The organism is Streptomyces sp. NEAU-174 (assembly GCF_052665095.1).
Map to the genome: position 1 here is coordinate 36,195 of NZ_JBQTCE010000024.1, position 15,754 is coordinate 51,948.

Below are 15,754 nucleotides of genomic sequence, written 5' to 3' on the forward strand. Positions count from 1 at the left end.
AAGGGGCCGGACCCGATTGCGGGTCCGGCCCCTCCGGCGTACGGGGCGTATGCGCGTACGGGGCGTACGGGCGCGGCTACGGCGCCATGACCGCAGGGCGACGGCTGGCGATGACCTTCTTGGCGAGCGCCCGCGGGCTGGTCAGAAAGCCCCAGCCCCACGACATGTGCATGGTCGCGAGCGCCACCGGGATCCGCAGCCGGGCCGCCACCGGAAGCCCCTTGCCCGCCGGGAGCGAGCCCGCGACGATCGCGGCCAGATAGCCGCCCGGGATCACGAAGCCCCACGGGGTGACGGCCGCGCCCACCACGATGCCCGCCGCGATGGCGACGACGGCGGTCGGCGGGGCGAGATAGCGCAGATTGATCGAGCCCTGGTGGAAGCGGGCCACCACATGGCGCCAGCGGCCGTAGTCCTTGTACTGCTTGGCCAGGGCCCGCACATTCGGCCGCGGCCGGTAGGAGACCTTCAGCTCGGGCGAGAACCAGATCAGCCCGCCGGCCTCGCGGATCCGGAAGTTCAGCTCCCAGTCCTGGGCGCGGATGAACTCCTCGTTGTACCCGCCCTGCTGCTCCAGCGCCTCGCGCCGGAAGACGCCCAGATAGACGGTCTCGGCGGGGGCCGCCTCACCACCGGTGTGGAAGGCCGCGTTGCCGACCCCGATCTTGGAGGTCATGGCGGCGGCGACGGCCTTCTCCCAGTCGTTCTCGCCCTCGGCGTGCATGAGCCCGCCGACGTTCTGCGCGCCGGTCTCCTCCAGGAGCCGTACGGCGGTCGCGATGTAGTCGGGCGAGAGCATGCCGTGGCCGTCGACCCGGACCACCACCGGATGGCGGGACGCCTTGATCGCCGCGTTCAGGGCGGCGGGGGTGCGGCCCGTGGGGTTGGGGACCGTATGCACCCGAGGGTCCTCAGCCACCAGTTCGGCGGCGATCTCGTCGGTGCGGTCCGTGGACGGGCCGAGCGCGATCACCACCTCCATCTCACCGTCGTACTCCTGCTCCAGGATGTGCCGTACGGCGTTGCGCAGATGGCGTTCCTCATTGAGCACCGGCATGATCACGGAGACGGCCGGGAGCTGATGCGGGGGCATGGCACCTCGGGGTTCGGGGGCCGGGCCCCAGGAGACTGGCGGCGGGGGCCCCAAAGGACTGCGGTTTCCGGGCCACGTTACCGCGAATGGTGGACACCGGAGCGCGCCGCCCGGGTGGCAGCGCCCCGTACGGGCGGCGTGGGGCCGTCAAGGCGATCGTCGTATGGGCCTACGGTGAGGCGGTTCCGCCCAGCCCGCCGAGTTCACGGAGGTCCCCTTAAGTGAGTGCACCGGCCCGATCGCCGCGCCCGTCGCGCCCCCGCTCCCGCCGCCCCCGCTGGGGGCTGCGGCTGGCCACGGGCGGCGCCTGTCTGGTGCTGGCGGTCAGCGGTATCGGGCATCTGCTGGTCAGGGAGCTCGACTCCGGGATCCACCGGGTGGATGCCTTCGGCGGCCTGGACAACCGGCCGAAGAGCACCGGCGGGGGCGTCAACTTCCTCGTGGTCGGCACGGACGGACGGGAGAAGATCACGCCTCGGGAGAAGGCGCTGTACAGGCTGGGCGGAGCCCCCTGCCGCTGCACCGACACGATCATGCTGATGCATCTGTCGGGCGACCACCGCCGGGTCAGCGCGGTCAGCCTGCCCCGCGACTCGTACGCCAGGATCCCCGCGTACACCGACGCCACCGGCAAGCGCCATCCGAGCCATCCGCGGAAGCTCAACGCCGCGTACGCCGAGGGCGGGCCGAGTCTGACCGTGCGCACCGTGGAGCATCTGACCGGCGTCCATATCGACCACTACCTCGAGGTGGACTTCACCAGCTTCATGAAGACGGTCGATGTGCTCGGCGGGGTGAAGATCTGCACCGCGCGGCCACTCAAGGACGACCACACCGGTCTCGACCTGCCGGCCGGCACCCATGTGCTGAACGGCGGCCAGGCGTTGCAGTACGTCCGCTCCCGGCATGTGGACGGCACCTCCGACCTGGGCCGGATCCAACGGCAGCAGCGCTTCATGGCCGCCGTGGTCCACCAGACCACGGCCGGGCGCATCCTGCTCAACCCGGTGCGGTTCAACCGGGTGGCCGGGGCGCTGCTGGGCTCGGTCCGCGCGGACCACGGCTTCAGCGCGGAGGACCTGGTCGCCCTGGGGCGGGCGATGAGCGGGGTCACCCCCGCGTCCTCGGAGTTCGCCTCGGTACCGGTGGTGCTGCCCGGTGTGCCGGTGAAGGGGGCCGGCTCCACGCTCCGCTGGAACCGGGCCAAGGCCGAGCGGCTCTTCACCACCCTCCGCGAGGACCGGCCGCTCGTCACCCACCGCCCGAAGCGTGTCCGGGCCACCCCGGTGGACGTGGACCCGGCCCGGATCCGGGTCCATGTGCTCAACGGCACCAATACGACGGGGCTCGCCCGCCGCGCGGACCGCGCGCTGCACGCCACCGGCTTCGCCACCACCGGCTCCCCCGCCGACGCCGCGACCCCCGACGTCCGGCACACTGTGATCGCGTACGACCCCGTCTGGGACCGCTCGGTGCGCTCGCTGGCGGCCGCGCTGCCCGGGGCCCGGCTGAAGCCGGTGGTCGGGCAGGGCGCGGTGATGCAGATCACGATCGGCGCGGACTACAAGGGCGTACGGCCGGTCCGGCTCGAGGCGCCGAAGACCGACACCGCCGGGTTCGGTGCCGTCACCGGCGACGAGGTCGTCTGCCCCGAGGGCGGCGCCACGCGCTCCCTCTGACCCCGGGGGTCACGGGCGGTCGGCGGCGGCCCCGGGGGTCACCGCCGGTCGGCGCCCTCGGTGGTGTCGTCGGCGCGCCCGGCGGTGTTGCGCTGGGCGCGGAGTTCCTTGATCGCGCGGCGGCGGGCCAGCCGGTGCGTCCGGCGGATCTCGGCCTCCTGATAGCGCCGCTTGTCCCGCTCGCTCTCCGGGATGACCGGGGGCACGGGCCGGGGCTTGCCGTCGGCGTCGACGGCGGCGAAGACCAGATAGGCGCTGCCGACCTGGGTGGCGGGCGTGGACTCGTTCCACCGCTCGGCCAGCACCCGCACCCCGATCTCCATGGAGGACCGGCCGGTCCAGTTGACCTGGGCCTTCACATGGACGAGGTCGCCGACCCTGACCGGTTCGAGGAAGGCCATCTCGTCCATCGACGCGGTGACCGCGGGCCCCTCGGAGTGGCGTCCGGCGACCGCTCCGGCGGCATCGTCCACCAGCTTCATGATCACGCCGCCGTGGACGGTGCCGAGGAGATTGGTGTCACTGCCGGTCATGATGTGTGACAGCGTGGTACGAGAGGCGGAGGTGGGCTTTCCCGGAAGCTCCGGTTCCGCACCCTGGGCCTGTTTGGTCATGTCGTCCACCTTATGCGGACCAGATTCTTATCAGGTCTGCAACAGCCCTGCCGCGATCCGGCACCCGCCCTGTAATGCGACCCGCCCGACCAGGCACACTGCCTTGCATGAGCGAATGGCCCCAGGGATGGTCCGGCGACGGTAGCGGCCGGTACGGACGTGGTAGCGGCAGCGCCGAGCCGGAGGGGGCTCGCGCGATGCCACAGGTGAGGCGCGGCGCGCCCGGTGCGGGCGGTCCGCCGCCGTACGACGAGCCCCCGCTGCCGCCCGACCTCTCGCCGCACGGCACCGTTCCGCGGCAGCAGCCGTCCCAGGGCTATGACGACTACGACGACGGTTACAACACCGGTCAGGTCTACGGCCGCGGCAACGGCGGACCGGGCGGCGGCGACCACGGCCCGGGTGGCCCCGGCGGCCGCGGCCCGCGCCCGGTGAGGCCGAAGAACTGGAAGCGCCGGATAACCATCGGCCTGGTCACCCTGATCGTCCTGCTGCTCGCCGTCGGCATCGGCACCTACATCTGGGCCGACTCCAAGCTCCGCAACGAGGTGGACCTGAGCAAGGTCGAGGACCGGCCGGGCGGCGGCAAGGGCACCAATTACCTGATCGTCGGTTCGGACAGCCGCGAGGGCATGTCCGAGGAGGACAAGAAGAAGCTGCACACCGGCTCGGCCGACGGCCGGCGCACCGACTCCATGATCCTTCTCCATGTCGGTGAGAACGGCAACACCATGATCAGCCTCCCGCGTGACTCCTGGGTCACCATCCCGGCCTTCACCGGCTCGACGAGCGGCAATCGGATCCCGCAGAGCCAGAACAAGCTGAACGCCTCGTACTCCTCCGAGGGCCCCGGGCTGCTGGTCCGCACGATCGAGTTCAACACCGGCCTGAAGATCGACCACTACGCGGAGATCGGCTTCGACGGCTTCGCCAACCTGGTGGACGGCGTCGGCGGCGTCGACATCGACGTCCCGCAGGACATGAAGGACAAAAAGTCCGGCAATGACCTGAAGAAGGGCAAGCAGACGCTGAACGGCCAGCAGGCGCTCGCCTTCGTCCGGCAGCGCTACGGCCTCGCGGGCGGCGACCTGGACCGCACCAAGAACCAGCAGAAGTTCCTGTCCGCGCTGGCCAACAAGGCGGCCTCGCCGAGCACGATCATGAACCCGTTCAAGCTCTACCCGACGATGGGCGCCGGCCTGGACAACCTGGTCGTCGACAAGGACATGAGCCTGTGGGACGTGAAGGACATGTTCTTCGCGATGAAGAGCGTCTCCGGCGGCGACGGCAAGCAGATGAACATGCCGATCTCCAACCCCGGCCTGGCCACCTCCAAGGGCAGCGCGGTGCAGTGGGACATGGCGAAGGTCAAGCAGCTGATGAGCGAGCTGAAGAACGACGACAAGGTCACCGTCTCCAGCAACTGATCCGGACCACCACCAAAGACCGCTGCCGGGCCCTCGGGCCCGGCAGCGGTCTTTGGCCTTTGGTCTTTGTCTTTGGTCTTTCGAGGGCTACGGAAGGTTGCGCGCCATCACGATGCGCTGGACCTGGTTGGTGCCCTCGTAGATCTGCGTGATCTTGGCGTCACGCATCATCCGCTCGAGCGGGTAGTCACGGGTGTAGCCGTAGCCGCCGAGCAGCTGGACGGCGTCCGTGGTGATCTCCATCGCGGCGTCGGAGGCGTAGCACTTGGCCGCGGCGCCGAAGAACGTCAGGTCCTCCTTGCCGCCGCCGAGGGACACCCGCTCGGACCGGGCCGCCGCCGCGTAGGTGAGCTGCCGGGCGGCCTCCAGCTTCATCGCCATGTCGGCGAGCATGAACTGAACGCCCTGGAAGTCGCCGATCGGCTTGCCGAACTGCTTGCGCTCCTGGACGTACCCCTTGGCGTAGTCGAGCGCGCCCTGGGCGATGCCGAGGGCCTGGGCGGCGATGGTGATCCGGGTGTGGTCGAGGGTCTTCATGGCGGTGGCGAAGCCGGTGCCCTCGGCGCCGATCATGCGGTCGGCGGGGATGCGGACGTTGTCGAGGTAGACCTCGCGGGTCGGGGAGCCCTTGATGCCGAGCTTCTTCTCCGGGGCGCCGAAGGAGACGCCCGGGTCGGACTTCTCGACGACGAAGGCGGAGATGCCCTTGGAGCGCTTCTCGGGGTCGGTGACGGCCATCACCGTGTAGTACTCGGAGACCCCGGCGTTGGTGATCCAGCGCTTGACGCCGTTGAGCACCCAGAAGTCGCCGTCGCGGACCGCCTTGGTCTTCATCCCGGCCGCGTCCGAGCCCGCGTCCGGCTCGGAGAGGCAGTACGAGAACATCGCGTCGCCCTTGGCGAGCGGGGCCAGGTACTTCTTCTTCAGCTCCTCGGAGCCGGAGAGGATGACCGGCAGCGAGCCCAGCTTGTTGACCGCGGGGATCAGGGAGGAGGAGGCGCAGACCCGGGAGACCTCCTCGATGACGATCACGGTGGCCAGCGCGTCCGCGCCCGAGCCGCCGTAGGACTCGGGGACGTGCACCGCGTGGAGATCGTTCGCGACCAGGGCGTCCAGCGCCTCCTGGGGGAACCGGGCCTCCTCGTCGACCTCGGCGGCATAAGGGGCTATCTTCGCCTCGGCGAGAGAGCGGACGGCGTCCCGGAGCATGTCGTGCTCTTCGGACGGCCGGTACAGGTCGAAGTCGTATCCCGAGGACGCCAAGCCTCTCACTCCCCATAAAGCGCTAACTACCGTTAAGTAACTGAATTCTAGGGGCGACGCCTCGGTAGGTATACGTGAGCTACCTGACAGAGTCGGCTGAGCTCGTACCGCGGTCCCGACTATGCTCAGGCACCGCATCTGCGATCGACCGTTCTGGAGCACTGCATGGCCCTCAAGATCACTGTGATCGGCACCGGCTACCTCGGCGCCACCCACGCAGCGGCCATGGCGGAGCTGGGCTTCGAGGTGCTGGGTCTCGACGTCGTGCCCGAGAAGATCGCGATGCTCACCCAGGGCCGGGTGCCGATGTACGAGCCCGGCCTCGAGGACCTGCTGCGGCGCCACACGGTGGGGATCGAGGGGTCCAGCGGGCGGCTGCGCTTCACCACCTCCTACGAGGAGGCCGGGGAGTTCGGCGACATCCACTTCATCTGTGTGAACACCCCGCAGAAGCACGGCGAGTACGCCTGTGACATGAGCTACGTGAACTCCGCGGTGGAGTCGCTGGCCCCGCATCTGCGCCGCCCCGCGCTGGTCGTGGGCAAGTCCACGGTGCCGGTCGGCAGCGCCGACCTGCTCGCGGCCCGGCTGGCCGAGCTGGCACCGGTGGGAGCGGACGCGGAGCTCGCCTGGAACCCGGAGTTCCTGCGCGAGGGGTTCGCCGTCCAGGACACCCTGCACCCGGACCGGATCGTGGTCGGCGTCGCGGGCGACCGGGCCGAGAAGCTGCTGCGCGAGGTCTACCAGACGCCCATCGGCGAGGGCTCGCCCTTCGTGGTGACCGACTTCCCGACCGCCGAGCTGGTCAAGGTCGCGGCCAACTCCTTCCTGGCGACCAAGATCTCCTTCATCAACGCGATGGCCGAGGTCTGCGAAGCGGCGGGCGGCGATGTGGTCAAGCTCGCCGAGGCCATCGGCTACGACGAGCGGATCGGCAAGAAGTTCCTGCGGGCCGGGATCGGTTTCGGCGGCGGCTGTCTGCCGAAGGACATCCGGGCCTTCATGGCGCGCGCCGGTGAGCTCGGCGCCGACCAGGCGCTGACCTTCCTCCGCGAGGTCGACTCGATCAACATGCGGCGCCGCGGCCATATGGTCGAGCTGGCCCGCGAGGCCGTCGGCGGCGCCTTCCTCGGCAAGCGGGTCGCGGTGCTGGGCGCCACCTTCAAACCGGACTCCGATGACGTCCGGGACTCCCCCGCGCTCAATGTGGCCGGTCAGATACACCTCCAGGGCGCCCAGGTGACCGTCTTCGACCCCAAGGGCATGGAGAACGCCCGGGCGCTCTTCCCGACCCTCGCCTACGCCCCGACCGCCGCCGCGGCGGCGGAGGGCGCCCATGCGGTGCTGCACCTCACCGAGTGGCGCGAGTTCCGGGAGCTGGACCCGGCGAGCCTCGGCGCGGTCGTCGCCGAGCGCCGCATCCTCGACGGGCGCAACGCGCTGGACCCCGACGTCTGGCGCGACGCCGGGTGGACGTACCGGGCGCTCGGGCGTCCGATGGCGTGAGGGCGCCGTAGGACTGCCTGCTTCACGGGGTGTGAGGCTTCCCGTGTGACGGGGTGGGAGGTTTCCCCGTTTGACGGGGGGAGGTTCCCCGTTTGACGGGGCCCGTTCGGTCAACCCGGGACGGGACCCGAGGAGGAGCCATGGCCACCGCCAAGCTGGAACTTGTCGCGTTCGACTGCCCCGACCCCACCGCGCTCGCCCACTTCTACCAGCAGGTGCTGGGCGGTGAGATCAAGAACGAGGGGAAGCCCTGGGTCGATCTCCACCTGCCCGGCGGGGCGCGGCTGGCCTTCCAGGAGGCGCCCGGCTTCGTCCCGCCGAGCTGGCCCTCGGCCAAGGAGTCGCAGCAGCTGCACCTCGATCTGCGGGTGGCCGATATGGCGGAGGCGCAGGAGCGGGTGCTGGCGCTGGGGGCCCGGGCGCTGGACCTCGACGACGAGGGCGGGAAGCGGGACTTCCGCGTCTTCGCCGACCCGGCGGGGCACCCCTTCTGCCTGATTCATCCCTGACCCATTGGCGTCGGTGCCGCTCAGTTACTCGGCGGCGTCCGTGCCGTCCAGTTGGTCGATCGTCGCGATGGACGGGCCGCGTGTGGTCTGCGCCGCGCGTGCCGCGTCTTCCGCGCCGCGCAGCGTACGGACCGCGTTCTGCCAGGTCAGCTTGGCCAGGTCGGCCGGTGACCAGCGGCGGTCGAGGAGTTCGGCCACCAGGTTCGGATAGCCCGCGACATCGCCCAGGCCGTCGGGGGTGAAGGCGGTGCCGTCGAAGTCGCCGCCGATGCCGATGTGGTCGATGCCCGCCACCTCGCGCATGTGGTCGAGGTGGTCGGCGACGGTCGACACGGTGGCCATGGGGCGCGGGTTGGCCTCCTCGAAGGCGCGCTGCACCTTCATCGCGGCGGGCGTCATCTCCAGCGGGTGCAGCCCGTGGGCGCGCATGTTCTCGTCCGCCTCCCGGGTCCAGGCGACCGCTTCGGGCAGGACGAACTTGGGCACGAAGGTCGCCATCGCCACCCCACCGTTGGCCGGGAGCTGGGCCAGGACGTCGTCCGGGATGTTGCGCGGATGGTCGCAGACGGCGCGCGCGGAGGAGTGCGAGAAGACCACGGGCGCCTCGGTCACCCGGAGCGCGTCCCGCATGGTGTCGGCCGAGACATGGGAGAGGTCGACAAGCATGCCCAGGCGGTTCATCTCGCGCACCACCTCCTCGCCGAAGGGGGTGAGGCCGTGTGCCTTCGGCTCGTCGGTCGCCGAGTCGGCCCAGGGGACGTTGTCGTTGTGGGTCAGCGTCATATAGCGCACGCCGAGGTCGTAGAGGGTACGCAGGGTGGCCAGGGAGCAGTTGATGCTGTGGCCGCCCTCGGCGCCCATGAGGGAGGCGATCCGGCCCTCGGCCCGGGCCGCCTCCATGTCGTCGGCGGTGACGGCTGGGCGCAGATCGGTGGCGTACCGGTCGGTGAACCGGCGGACGACGTCGATCTGTTCGAGGGTGGCGCTGACCGCCGTGTCGCCCTGGAAGTCGGAGCGGACGAAGACCGACCAGAACTGGGCGCCTACGCCGCCGGCCCGTAGGCGGGGCAGGTCGGTGTGGGTGTAGGCGGTGAGGTCGGTGGCCATGTCGCGCTGGTCGAGGTCGTAGTGGACCTGCTCGCGCAGGGCCCAGGGGAAGTCGTTGTGGCCGTCCACGATGGGGTGGGTGGCCAGCAGGTCGTGGGCTTGCGCGAGGTGATCCGTCATCCTCGTAGTTTCGTATGCGGTGCGGTGGAAGTCACGTGTTGTGGGGGCGCGTGGGGGTGGGGGCGCGTGGGGTGGGGCGCCTGCGGCGGGCTTTCCCCACCCCGCCCCTTCCCGAAACTGGGGGCTCCGCCCCCAGACCCCCGCCGGGGCTCCGCCCCGGACCCCGCTCCTCAAACGCCGGAGGGGCTAGAAGTTGCCCGGAGGGGCTGGAGTTGCCCCGGAGGGGCTTAGTTGCGGCTCAGTGGCCGAAGCCGAACGAATCCGAGCCGTCCACCTTCGCGCGCAGGCGCTTGCCCTTCTCCGTGGCCTGGGCGTTGAGTTCGGCCTGGAACTCGCGCATCCGGGCCTGGAGTCCGGCGTCGTGGGCGGCCAGGATGCGGGCGGCGAGCAGGCCCGCGTTGCGGGCGCCGCCCACGGAGACCGTGGCCACCGGGACCCCGGCGGGCATCTGGACGATCGACAGCAGGGAGTCCATGCCGTCGAGGTACTTCAGCGGTACGGGCACCCCGATGACCGGCAGCGGGGTGACGGACGCGAGCATGCCCGGGAGGTGGGCGGCGCCGCCCGCGCCGGCGATGATCGCTTTGAGGCCGCGGTCGGCCGCGTTCTCGCCGTAGGCGACCATCTCGCGCGGCATGCGGTGTGCCGAGACGACATCCACCTCGTAGGGGACCTCGAACTCGTCGAGGGCCTTGGCCGCTTCTTCCATGACGGGCCAGTCGGAGTCGGAGCCCATGACGATGCCGATCACAGGAGCGCTCATTCGGTGATGGTCCCTCGGAGGTAGTCGGCGGCGTGGCGGCCGCGCTCGCGGACGTCGGCCAGGTCGTCGCCGTAGGTGTTGACGTGGCCGACCTTGCGCCCGGGCTTCACGTCCTTGCCGTACATATGGATCTTGAGCGCCGGGTCGCGGGCCATGCAGTGCAGATACGCCGCGTACATGTCGGGGAAGTCGCCGCCGAGCACATTGGTCATCACCGTCCACCGCGCGCGCGGGCGCGGGTCGCCCAGCGGGAGGTCGAGCACGGCCCGTACATGGTTGGCGAACTGGGAGGTGACGGCGCCGTCCTGGGTCCAGTGGCCGGAGTTGTGGGGGCGCATCGCCAGCTCGTTGACCAGCAGCCGGCCGTCGCGGGTCTCGAAGAGCTCGACCGCGAGATGGCCTACCACCCCGAGCTCGGCGGCGATCTTCAGCGCCATCTCCTGCGCCTGGCCGGACAACTCCTCGGAGAGGCCGGGGGCCGGGGCGATCACGGTGTCACAGACCCCGTCCACCTGGATCGACTCCACGACGGGGTAGGCGACGGCCTGGCCGTGCGGGGACCGTACGACATTGGCGGCGAGCTCGCGGGCGAAGTCGACCATCTCCTCGGCGAGGACGGGCACGCCCGCGCGGAACGGCTCGGCCGCCTCCGCCGCGCCGCGGACGACCCAGACGCCCTTGCCGTCGTAGCCGCCGCGCACCGTCTTGAGGACGACCGGGAAGCCGTCGCCCTCGTCCGCGAATCGCGCCACGTCCTCGGGGTCGGCCACGATGCGGTGGCGGGGGCACGGCACACCGGCCGTACGCAGCCGCTCGCGCATCACACCCTTGTCCTGGGCGTGCAGCAGCGCCTCGACTCCGGGGCGGATGACCACGCCGTCCGCTTCCAGGGCGCGCAGATGCTCGGCCGGGACATGCTCGTGGTCGAAGGTGACCACATCACAGCCCTGTGCGAAAGCACGAAGGGTGTCCAGGTCGCGGTAGTCGCCGATGACGACATCGCTGACCACCTGGGCCGCCGAGTCCTGGGGGGTGTCACTGAGCAGCTTGAACCTGATACCGAGGGGGATGCCCGCCTCATGGGTCATACGGGCGAGCTGGCCGCCGCCGACCATGCCGACTACCGGGAATGTCACCCTCCCAGAGTAACTTCCCCCTCCGACCGGCCCTGACCTGCGTTGGAGGAACCTCCAGAGAATCCGCCGGGCCCAGCCTCGCGGCCTGAAGGGCGCGGGGCGCGCCCGCTGGTTAGCATGGGGGGATTGACAACGCCGACGGGACGGGGCTGAACGATCACCATGAGTGAACGGAGCACACTCGGTGGGCTGCGTGCCCGGATGGGGCAACTGACCCGCGAGATCGCGAAGTTCGGGGTGGTCGGCGGTGCCGGCGTCTTCGTCAATCTCGCGGTGTTCAACCTGGTGCGCGGGGTCACCGAACTCCCCGTGGTGCGAGCCAGCATCGTGGCCACGGTGGTCGCCACCGGCTTCAACTACCTGGGATACCGGTACTTCACCTACCGGGACCGGGACAAGCAGGGCCGCACCAAGGAACTCAGCCTCTTTCTGCTGTTCAGCGCCATCGGCCTGATCATCGAGAACGGTGTGCTCTACACCGCCACCTATGGCTTCGGGTGGGACAGCTCACTCCAGAGCAATGTGTTCAAGTTCCTCGGCATCGGCCTGGGCACGCTCTTCCGCTTCTGGTCGTACCGGACCTGGGTGTTCCGGACGCTGCCCGCACGGGAGGCCGTCGAGCGCGCGGAGGCCTTCCTGTCCGAGGCGCCGCCCGCCCAGGCCACCCGGAAGCAGCCGGTCCGGAAGTAGCCCAGCGGCACGGCGGGGCCGCTCAGGAGGCCGAGGGGTCCTCGGCCTCCCGGCTGAGGAAGAGCGCGAACACCGGCGGATGCTGCTGGAGCAGCTCCAGCCGGCCGCCGTCCGCCTCCGCCAGGTCCCGCGCCACGGCGAGCCCGAGACCCGTGGAGTTGCGTCCGCTGACCGTGCGCTCGAAGACCCGCGCCCCCAGGTCGGGCGACACCCCCGGGCCCTCGTCGGAGACCTCCACCACGGCCTGGTTGCCGGTGACGCGGGTACGCAGCGCGACCGTGCCGTCACCGTGCATCAGCGAGTTCTCGATCAGCGTGGCCAGCACCTGGGCGACCGCGCCCGGGGTGCCCACCGCGCGCAGCCCCTTCTTGCCCGAGCGCACGATGGCACGGCCCTCGCTGCGCGAGGCCGGGCGCCACTCCTCGATCTGCTGCTTGACGACCTCGTCCAGGTCGAAGGCGACCGCGGAGCCGCTGCGCGGATCGCGCGAATTGGTCAGCAGCCGCTGGACGACATCGGTGAGCCGCTCCACCTGGCCCAGCGCGATCGTCGCCTCCTCCTTGACCGTCTCCGGGTCGTCGGTGAGCGTGATCTCCTCCAGCCGCATCGACAGCGCGGTCAGCGGCGTACGGAGCTGATGGGAGGCGTCGGCGGCCAGCCGCCGCTCGGCGGTGAGCATCCGGGCGATGCGCTCGGCGCTCGCGTCCAGGACATCGGCGACCCGGTCCAGCTCCGGCACCCCGTAGCGCCGGTGGCGCGGCCGGGGGTCCCCGGAGCCCAGCCGCTCGGCGGTCTCCGCGAGATCGGTGAGCGGGGCGGAGAGCCGGTGCGCCTGGCGTACGGCGAGGGCCACCGCGGCGAGCACGGCGAGCAGCGCCACCGCCAGGATGATCAGCATGGTGCGGCCGATCTCCCGGCTCACCGTGGAGCGGGACGCCTCGACCCGTACGACCTCGCCCTGCTCCCCCGGCTCCTCGGCGGAGATGACACTGCCCGTGGGGCGCTTGCCGATCTCCACCGTGCGGTGGTCGGGCATCCTGATCACGGCGTAGCGCCCGGGCTCGATCTGCTCGCGCAGCACCCGGGGGGTGACCCCCTCGCCGCCCAGCAGCCTGCTGTCGACGATGCTGACCAGGCGCACGGCGTCGGAGCTCACGCTCTCCTGGGCGCTGTTCTCGATGGTCCGGGTCTCGACGATGACCAGCGAAAGCCCGAAGACCGCGATGACGACGAGCACCACGGCCAGGGTGGAGTTGATCAAGCGACGGCGCATTGCCCTACCGTGTCAGCTCTGGTCAGCTTTTCTCGAATCTGAAGCCGACACCGCGGACGGTGGCGATATAGCGGGGGTTGGCCGCATCGTCACCGAGCTTCTTGCGCAGCCAGGAGATGTGCATGTCGAGGGTCTTGGTGGAGGACCACCAGGTGGTGTCCCACACCTCGCGCATCAGCTGATCGCGGGTGACCACCCGCCCGGCGTCCCGCACCAGGACCCGCAGCAGATCGAACTCCTTGGCGGTCAGCTGGAGCTCCTCGTCGCCCATCCAGGCGCGGTGCGACTCGACGTCGATCCGCACCCCGTGGGTGGCCGGCTGCTGTTGCTGCGTCTCGACCGCGCCGCGCCGCAGCAGCGCCCGGACCCGGGCGAGCAGCTCGGCGAGCCGGAACGGCTTGGTCACGTAGTCGTCGGCGCCGGCGTCCAGGCCGACCACCGTGTCCACCTCGTCCGCGCGGGCCGTGAGCACCAGCACCGGAAAGCCATGGCCCTCGGTACGGAGCCGACGACAGACCTCGAGCCCGTCCATCCCGGGCAGGCCGAGGTCGAGGACGATCAGATCGACGCCTCCTTGCAGACCGGCGTCGAGCGCGGTGGGTCCGTCCTCACGCACCTCGACCTCGTACCCCTCGCGGCGCAGGGCGCGGGCGAGCGGCTCCGAGATGGATGCGTCATCCTCGGCGAGCAGTACTCGGGTCATGGGGGTGATGGTAGTCCGCTGAGGTCGGAGCACGGGGCGCGTACGGCGCGACGGACGGAGCACGGACGGTTGCACACCTCCCCGTGAGCTTTCTCTCACCGTCCCCAAAGGTGTCAAGAACGTGTCGTATGGTGATACAACGTCTGTAGCACTCCTCCGGGACCTTTGGTGGCGACGACGCACCCAAAGGTCTCTGTCATGTCCGGAGCGGGACGGGGTCGGCACAACCGGCCCGGCCGCGCCCGGCCGCTCAGTCGCTCAGCCATCCCCCCACAGGGCGCTGGCCCCGCCTGGCAGCGCTCCCTGAGCACACAAGGAAACCCACCATGGCGTCCAGCCTGACGAAGGGCGCCACCGCGCAGGGGACCCCTGCCGGCGGCAAAACCTTCTTCGGCCACCCCCGCGGCCTGGCCACTCTCTTCATGATCGAGATGTGGGAGCGGTTCAGCTTCTACGGTATGCGGGCCCTCCTCGTGGTCTATCTGATCTCCGGTGGCCCGGACGCCAAGGACGGCGGGCAGGGCGGCGGACTCGGGATGACCGAGGGCAACGCGGTGGCCATCTACTCGGTGTACCTGGCCATGGTCTATCTGCTGGCCATGCCGGGCGGCTGGTTCGGCGACCGGGTCTGGGGTCCGCGCAAGACGGTGGTGATCGCGTCCGGTGTCGTCATGGCCGGGCATCTGGCGCTCTCCGTCCCCGGCCAGGCGACCTTCTTCGCCGGCCTCGGCCTGGTGGCGCTCGGCTCCGGTCTGATCAAGGCCAATATCTCGACGATGGTGGGCCAGCTCTACGACGGTCCGCAGGATCCGCGCCGGGACGGCGGCTTCACCATCTTCTACATCGGCATCAACCTCGGTGCCTTCGCCGCCCCCCTGGTGATCGGCACCGTCGGCCAGTCGTACAACTGGCACCTGGGCTTCGCGCTCGCCGCCCTCGGCATGGCGCTGGGCCTGGTCCAGTTCCTGATCGGCACCCGCCACCTGAGCGCGGAGAGCAGCGTCGTCCCCACCCCGCTGGCCGCCGAGGAGCGCCGCTCCTGGCTGCGCAAGGCGATGATCTGGCTGATCGTGGCCGCGGTCTTCTACACCGGCGTGGTGCTCAGCGGCAGCTGGACGCTCAACTGGGTGCTGATCCCGATCACCATCCTCGGCCTGATCATCCCGACCGGGGTGCTGATCCGGATCAAGCGCGACCGGGAGCTCTCGGCGGTCGAGCAGACCAAGGTGAGCGGCTACATCTGGTTCTTCGTGGCCGCCGCCGTGTTCTGGATGATCTACGACCAGGGCGGTTCGACGATGTCGGCCTTCGCCGACTCCAAGACCGCGGACACGATCTTCGGGCTGCACTTCCCGTCCTCGTGGTTCCAGTCCGTCAACCCGCTGATGATCATGGCGCTGGCGCCGGTCTTCGCCTGGCTGTGGCTGTGGCTGGCGCGGCGTGACCGGGAGCCGAACACCACGCTGAAGTTCGCGATGGCCCTGGTCCTGGTCGGTGCCTCGTTCTTCGTCTTCGTCGTGCCGATGGGGATGGCCGGGGACGGGACGAAGGTCAGCCCGCTGTGGCTGGTGTCGATCTACATGATCCAGACGATGGGTGAACTGTGCCTGTCGCCGGTCGGCCTGTCGGTGACCACCAAGATGGCGCCGGCGAAGTACGCCAGCCAGATGATGGGCGTGTGGTTCCTGGCCGTGACCGCGGGCGACTGTGTCACGGGGCTGCTGTCCATCGCCGGGGTCGACCTGAGCGGGGGCGGGGTGATCGCGCTGGAGGCGACGATGGCGGCGCTCGCGGGCTTCGCGGTCTTCATGTACCGGAAGAAGGTCGTGGCGTTGATGGCCGACGTCCACTGACGTCGGTAAGGGCGTCCA

The 15,754-nt window shown here is 70.2% G+C and carries 14 protein-coding genes; 6 read left to right on the plus strand and 8 right to left on the minus strand.

The window, feature by feature from the left end; genetic code table 11:
- Positions 1–76: 76 nt before the first annotated feature.
- Positions 77–1,093, minus strand: a complete 1,017-nt coding sequence (locus ACT2CW_RS44480) for a glycosyltransferase family 2 protein (protein ID WP_037954319.1) — start codon at positions 1,091–1,093, stop codon at positions 77–79.
- Between the two features lie 221 nt (positions 1,094–1,314).
- Between ACT2CW_RS44480 and ACT2CW_RS44485 the strand changes: the two genes are divergently transcribed.
- The gene (locus ACT2CW_RS44485) at positions 1,315–2,772 is read left to right on the plus strand and encodes an LCP family protein (RefSeq protein ID WP_445520717.1); all 1,458 of its coding nucleotides are present in this window, start codon (positions 1,315–1,317) and stop codon (positions 2,770–2,772) included.
- Between the two features lie 38 nt (positions 2,773–2,810).
- Here ACT2CW_RS44485 and ACT2CW_RS44490 read toward each other — a convergent pair whose 3' ends face one another.
- The gene (locus tag ACT2CW_RS44490; protein WP_182472573.1) at positions 2,811–3,386 is read right to left on the minus strand and encodes an acyl-CoA thioesterase; all 576 of its coding nucleotides are present in this window, start codon (positions 3,384–3,386) and stop codon (positions 2,811–2,813) included.
- A 107-nt stretch (positions 3,387–3,493) separates the two neighbouring features.
- Here ACT2CW_RS44490 and ACT2CW_RS44495 point away from each other — a divergent pair, with 107 nt between their 5' ends.
- Complete coding sequence (locus tag ACT2CW_RS44495) at positions 3,494–4,813, plus strand: LCP family protein (RefSeq protein ID WP_445520718.1); 1,320 nt, start codon at positions 3,494–3,496, stop codon at positions 4,811–4,813.
- A gap of 87 nt (positions 4,814–4,900) precedes the next feature.
- Here the strand turns inward: ACT2CW_RS44495 and ACT2CW_RS44500 are convergent, their stop codons facing one another.
- Positions 4,901–6,076, minus strand: a complete 1,176-nt coding sequence (locus ACT2CW_RS44500) for an acyl-CoA dehydrogenase (protein WP_267950773.1) — start codon at positions 6,074–6,076, stop codon at positions 4,901–4,903.
- 165 nt (positions 6,077–6,241) lie between these two features.
- Between ACT2CW_RS44500 and ACT2CW_RS44505 the strand changes: the two genes are divergently transcribed.
- Together ACT2CW_RS44505 and ACT2CW_RS44510 are read left to right on the plus strand one after the other, a co-directional pair.
- A complete protein-coding gene (locus ACT2CW_RS44505) occupies positions 6,242–7,582 on the plus strand; it encodes a UDP-glucose dehydrogenase family protein (protein ID WP_164434500.1) in 1,341 nt (446 codons plus the stop codon).
- A 140-nt stretch (positions 7,583–7,722) separates the two neighbouring features.
- Positions 7,723–8,091: a VOC family protein gene (locus ACT2CW_RS44510; protein ID WP_445520719.1), complete on the plus strand. Its 369-nt coding sequence runs from the start codon at positions 7,723–7,725 to the stop codon at positions 8,089–8,091.
- Positions 8,092–8,115: 24 nt separating this feature from the next.
- Here ACT2CW_RS44510 and ACT2CW_RS44515 read toward each other — a convergent pair whose 3' ends face one another.
- The 3 genes from ACT2CW_RS44515 to ACT2CW_RS44525 all read right to left on the minus strand — a co-directional run bounded on the left by ACT2CW_RS44515 (position 8,116) and on the right by ACT2CW_RS44525 (position 11,217).
- Positions 8,116–9,318, minus strand: a complete 1,203-nt coding sequence (locus tag ACT2CW_RS44515) for a dipeptidase (protein ID WP_164434495.1) — start codon at positions 9,316–9,318, stop codon at positions 8,116–8,118.
- Between the two features lie 238 nt (positions 9,319–9,556).
- Positions 9,557–10,081 (minus strand): 5-(carboxyamino)imidazole ribonucleotide mutase, encoded by a 525-nt coding sequence (gene purE / locus ACT2CW_RS44520; protein WP_445520720.1) that lies wholly within the window; start codon positions 10,079–10,081, stop codon positions 9,557–9,559.
- The gene (locus tag ACT2CW_RS44525) at positions 10,078–11,217 is read right to left on the minus strand and encodes a 5-(carboxyamino)imidazole ribonucleotide synthase (protein ID WP_164434491.1); all 1,140 of its coding nucleotides are present in this window, start codon (positions 11,215–11,217) and stop codon (positions 10,078–10,080) included. The genes purE and ACT2CW_RS44525 overlap by 4 nt, the downstream gene beginning before the upstream one ends.
- 162 nt (positions 11,218–11,379) lie before the next feature.
- Here ACT2CW_RS44525 and ACT2CW_RS44530 point away from each other — a divergent pair, with 162 nt between their 5' ends.
- Positions 11,380–11,907 carry a GtrA family protein gene (locus ACT2CW_RS44530; protein ID WP_164434490.1) on the plus strand — a complete coding sequence of 176 codons (528 nt, stop codon included), beginning with the start codon at positions 11,380–11,382 and terminating at the stop codon, positions 11,905–11,907.
- 22 nt (positions 11,908–11,929) lie between these two features.
- Here the strand turns inward: ACT2CW_RS44530 and ACT2CW_RS44535 are convergent, their stop codons facing one another.
- Together ACT2CW_RS44535 and ACT2CW_RS44540 are read right to left on the minus strand one after the other, a co-directional pair.
- Complete coding sequence (locus ACT2CW_RS44535) at positions 11,930–13,180, minus strand: ATP-binding protein (RefSeq protein ID WP_044574320.1); 1,251 nt, start codon at positions 13,178–13,180, stop codon at positions 11,930–11,932.
- A 22-nt stretch (positions 13,181–13,202) separates the two neighbouring features.
- Positions 13,203–13,883 carry a response regulator transcription factor gene (locus ACT2CW_RS44540; protein ID WP_020870789.1) on the minus strand — a complete coding sequence of 227 codons (681 nt, stop codon included), beginning with the start codon at positions 13,881–13,883 and terminating at the stop codon, positions 13,203–13,205.
- Between the two features lie 326 nt (positions 13,884–14,209).
- Between ACT2CW_RS44540 and ACT2CW_RS44545 the strand changes: the two genes are divergently transcribed.
- Entirely contained in the window at positions 14,210–15,736 is a 1,527-nt protein-coding gene (locus ACT2CW_RS44545; protein ID WP_414082291.1) for a peptide MFS transporter, read from the plus strand.
- The last annotated feature ends 18 nt before the right edge of the window (positions 15,737–15,754 follow it).

What these genes read in the sequence shown, in the direction of transcription:
- ACT2CW_RS44480 (WP_037954319.1), bottom strand. Translation starts at nt 1,093, where the DNA reads ATGCCCCCGCATCAGCTCCCGGCCGTCTCCGTGATCATGCCGGTGCTC.
- ACT2CW_RS44490 (WP_182472573.1), bottom strand. Translation starts at nt 3,386, where the DNA reads ATGACCAAACAGGCCCAGGGTGCGGAACCGGAGCTTCCGGGAAAGCCC.
- ACT2CW_RS44495 (WP_445520718.1), top strand. Translation starts at nt 3,494, where the DNA reads ATGAGCGAATGGCCCCAGGGATGGTCCGGCGACGGTAGCGGCCGGTAC.
- ACT2CW_RS44505 (WP_164434500.1), top strand. Translation starts at nt 6,242, where the DNA reads ATGGCCCTCAAGATCACTGTGATCGGCACCGGCTACCTCGGCGCCACC.
- ACT2CW_RS44510 (WP_445520719.1), top strand. Translation starts at nt 7,723, where the DNA reads ATGGCCACCGCCAAGCTGGAACTTGTCGCGTTCGACTGCCCCGACCCC.
- ACT2CW_RS44515 (WP_164434495.1), bottom strand. Translation starts at nt 9,318, where the DNA reads ATGACGGATCACCTCGCGCAAGCCCACGACCTGCTGGCCACCCACCCC.
- purE (WP_445520720.1), bottom strand. Translation starts at nt 10,081, where the DNA reads ATGAGCGCTCCTGTGATCGGCATCGTCATGGGCTCCGACTCCGACTGG.
- ACT2CW_RS44530 (WP_164434490.1), top strand. Translation starts at nt 11,380, where the DNA reads ATGAGTGAACGGAGCACACTCGGTGGGCTGCGTGCCCGGATGGGGCAA.
- ACT2CW_RS44535 (WP_044574320.1), bottom strand. Translation starts at nt 13,180, where the DNA reads ATGCGCCGTCGCTTGATCAACTCCACCCTGGCCGTGGTGCTCGTCGTC.
- ACT2CW_RS44540 (WP_020870789.1), bottom strand. Translation starts at nt 13,883, where the DNA reads ATGACCCGAGTACTGCTCGCCGAGGATGACGCATCCATCTCGGAGCCG.
- ACT2CW_RS44545 (WP_414082291.1), top strand. Translation starts at nt 14,210, where the DNA reads ATGGCGTCCAGCCTGACGAAGGGCGCCACCGCGCAGGGGACCCCTGCC.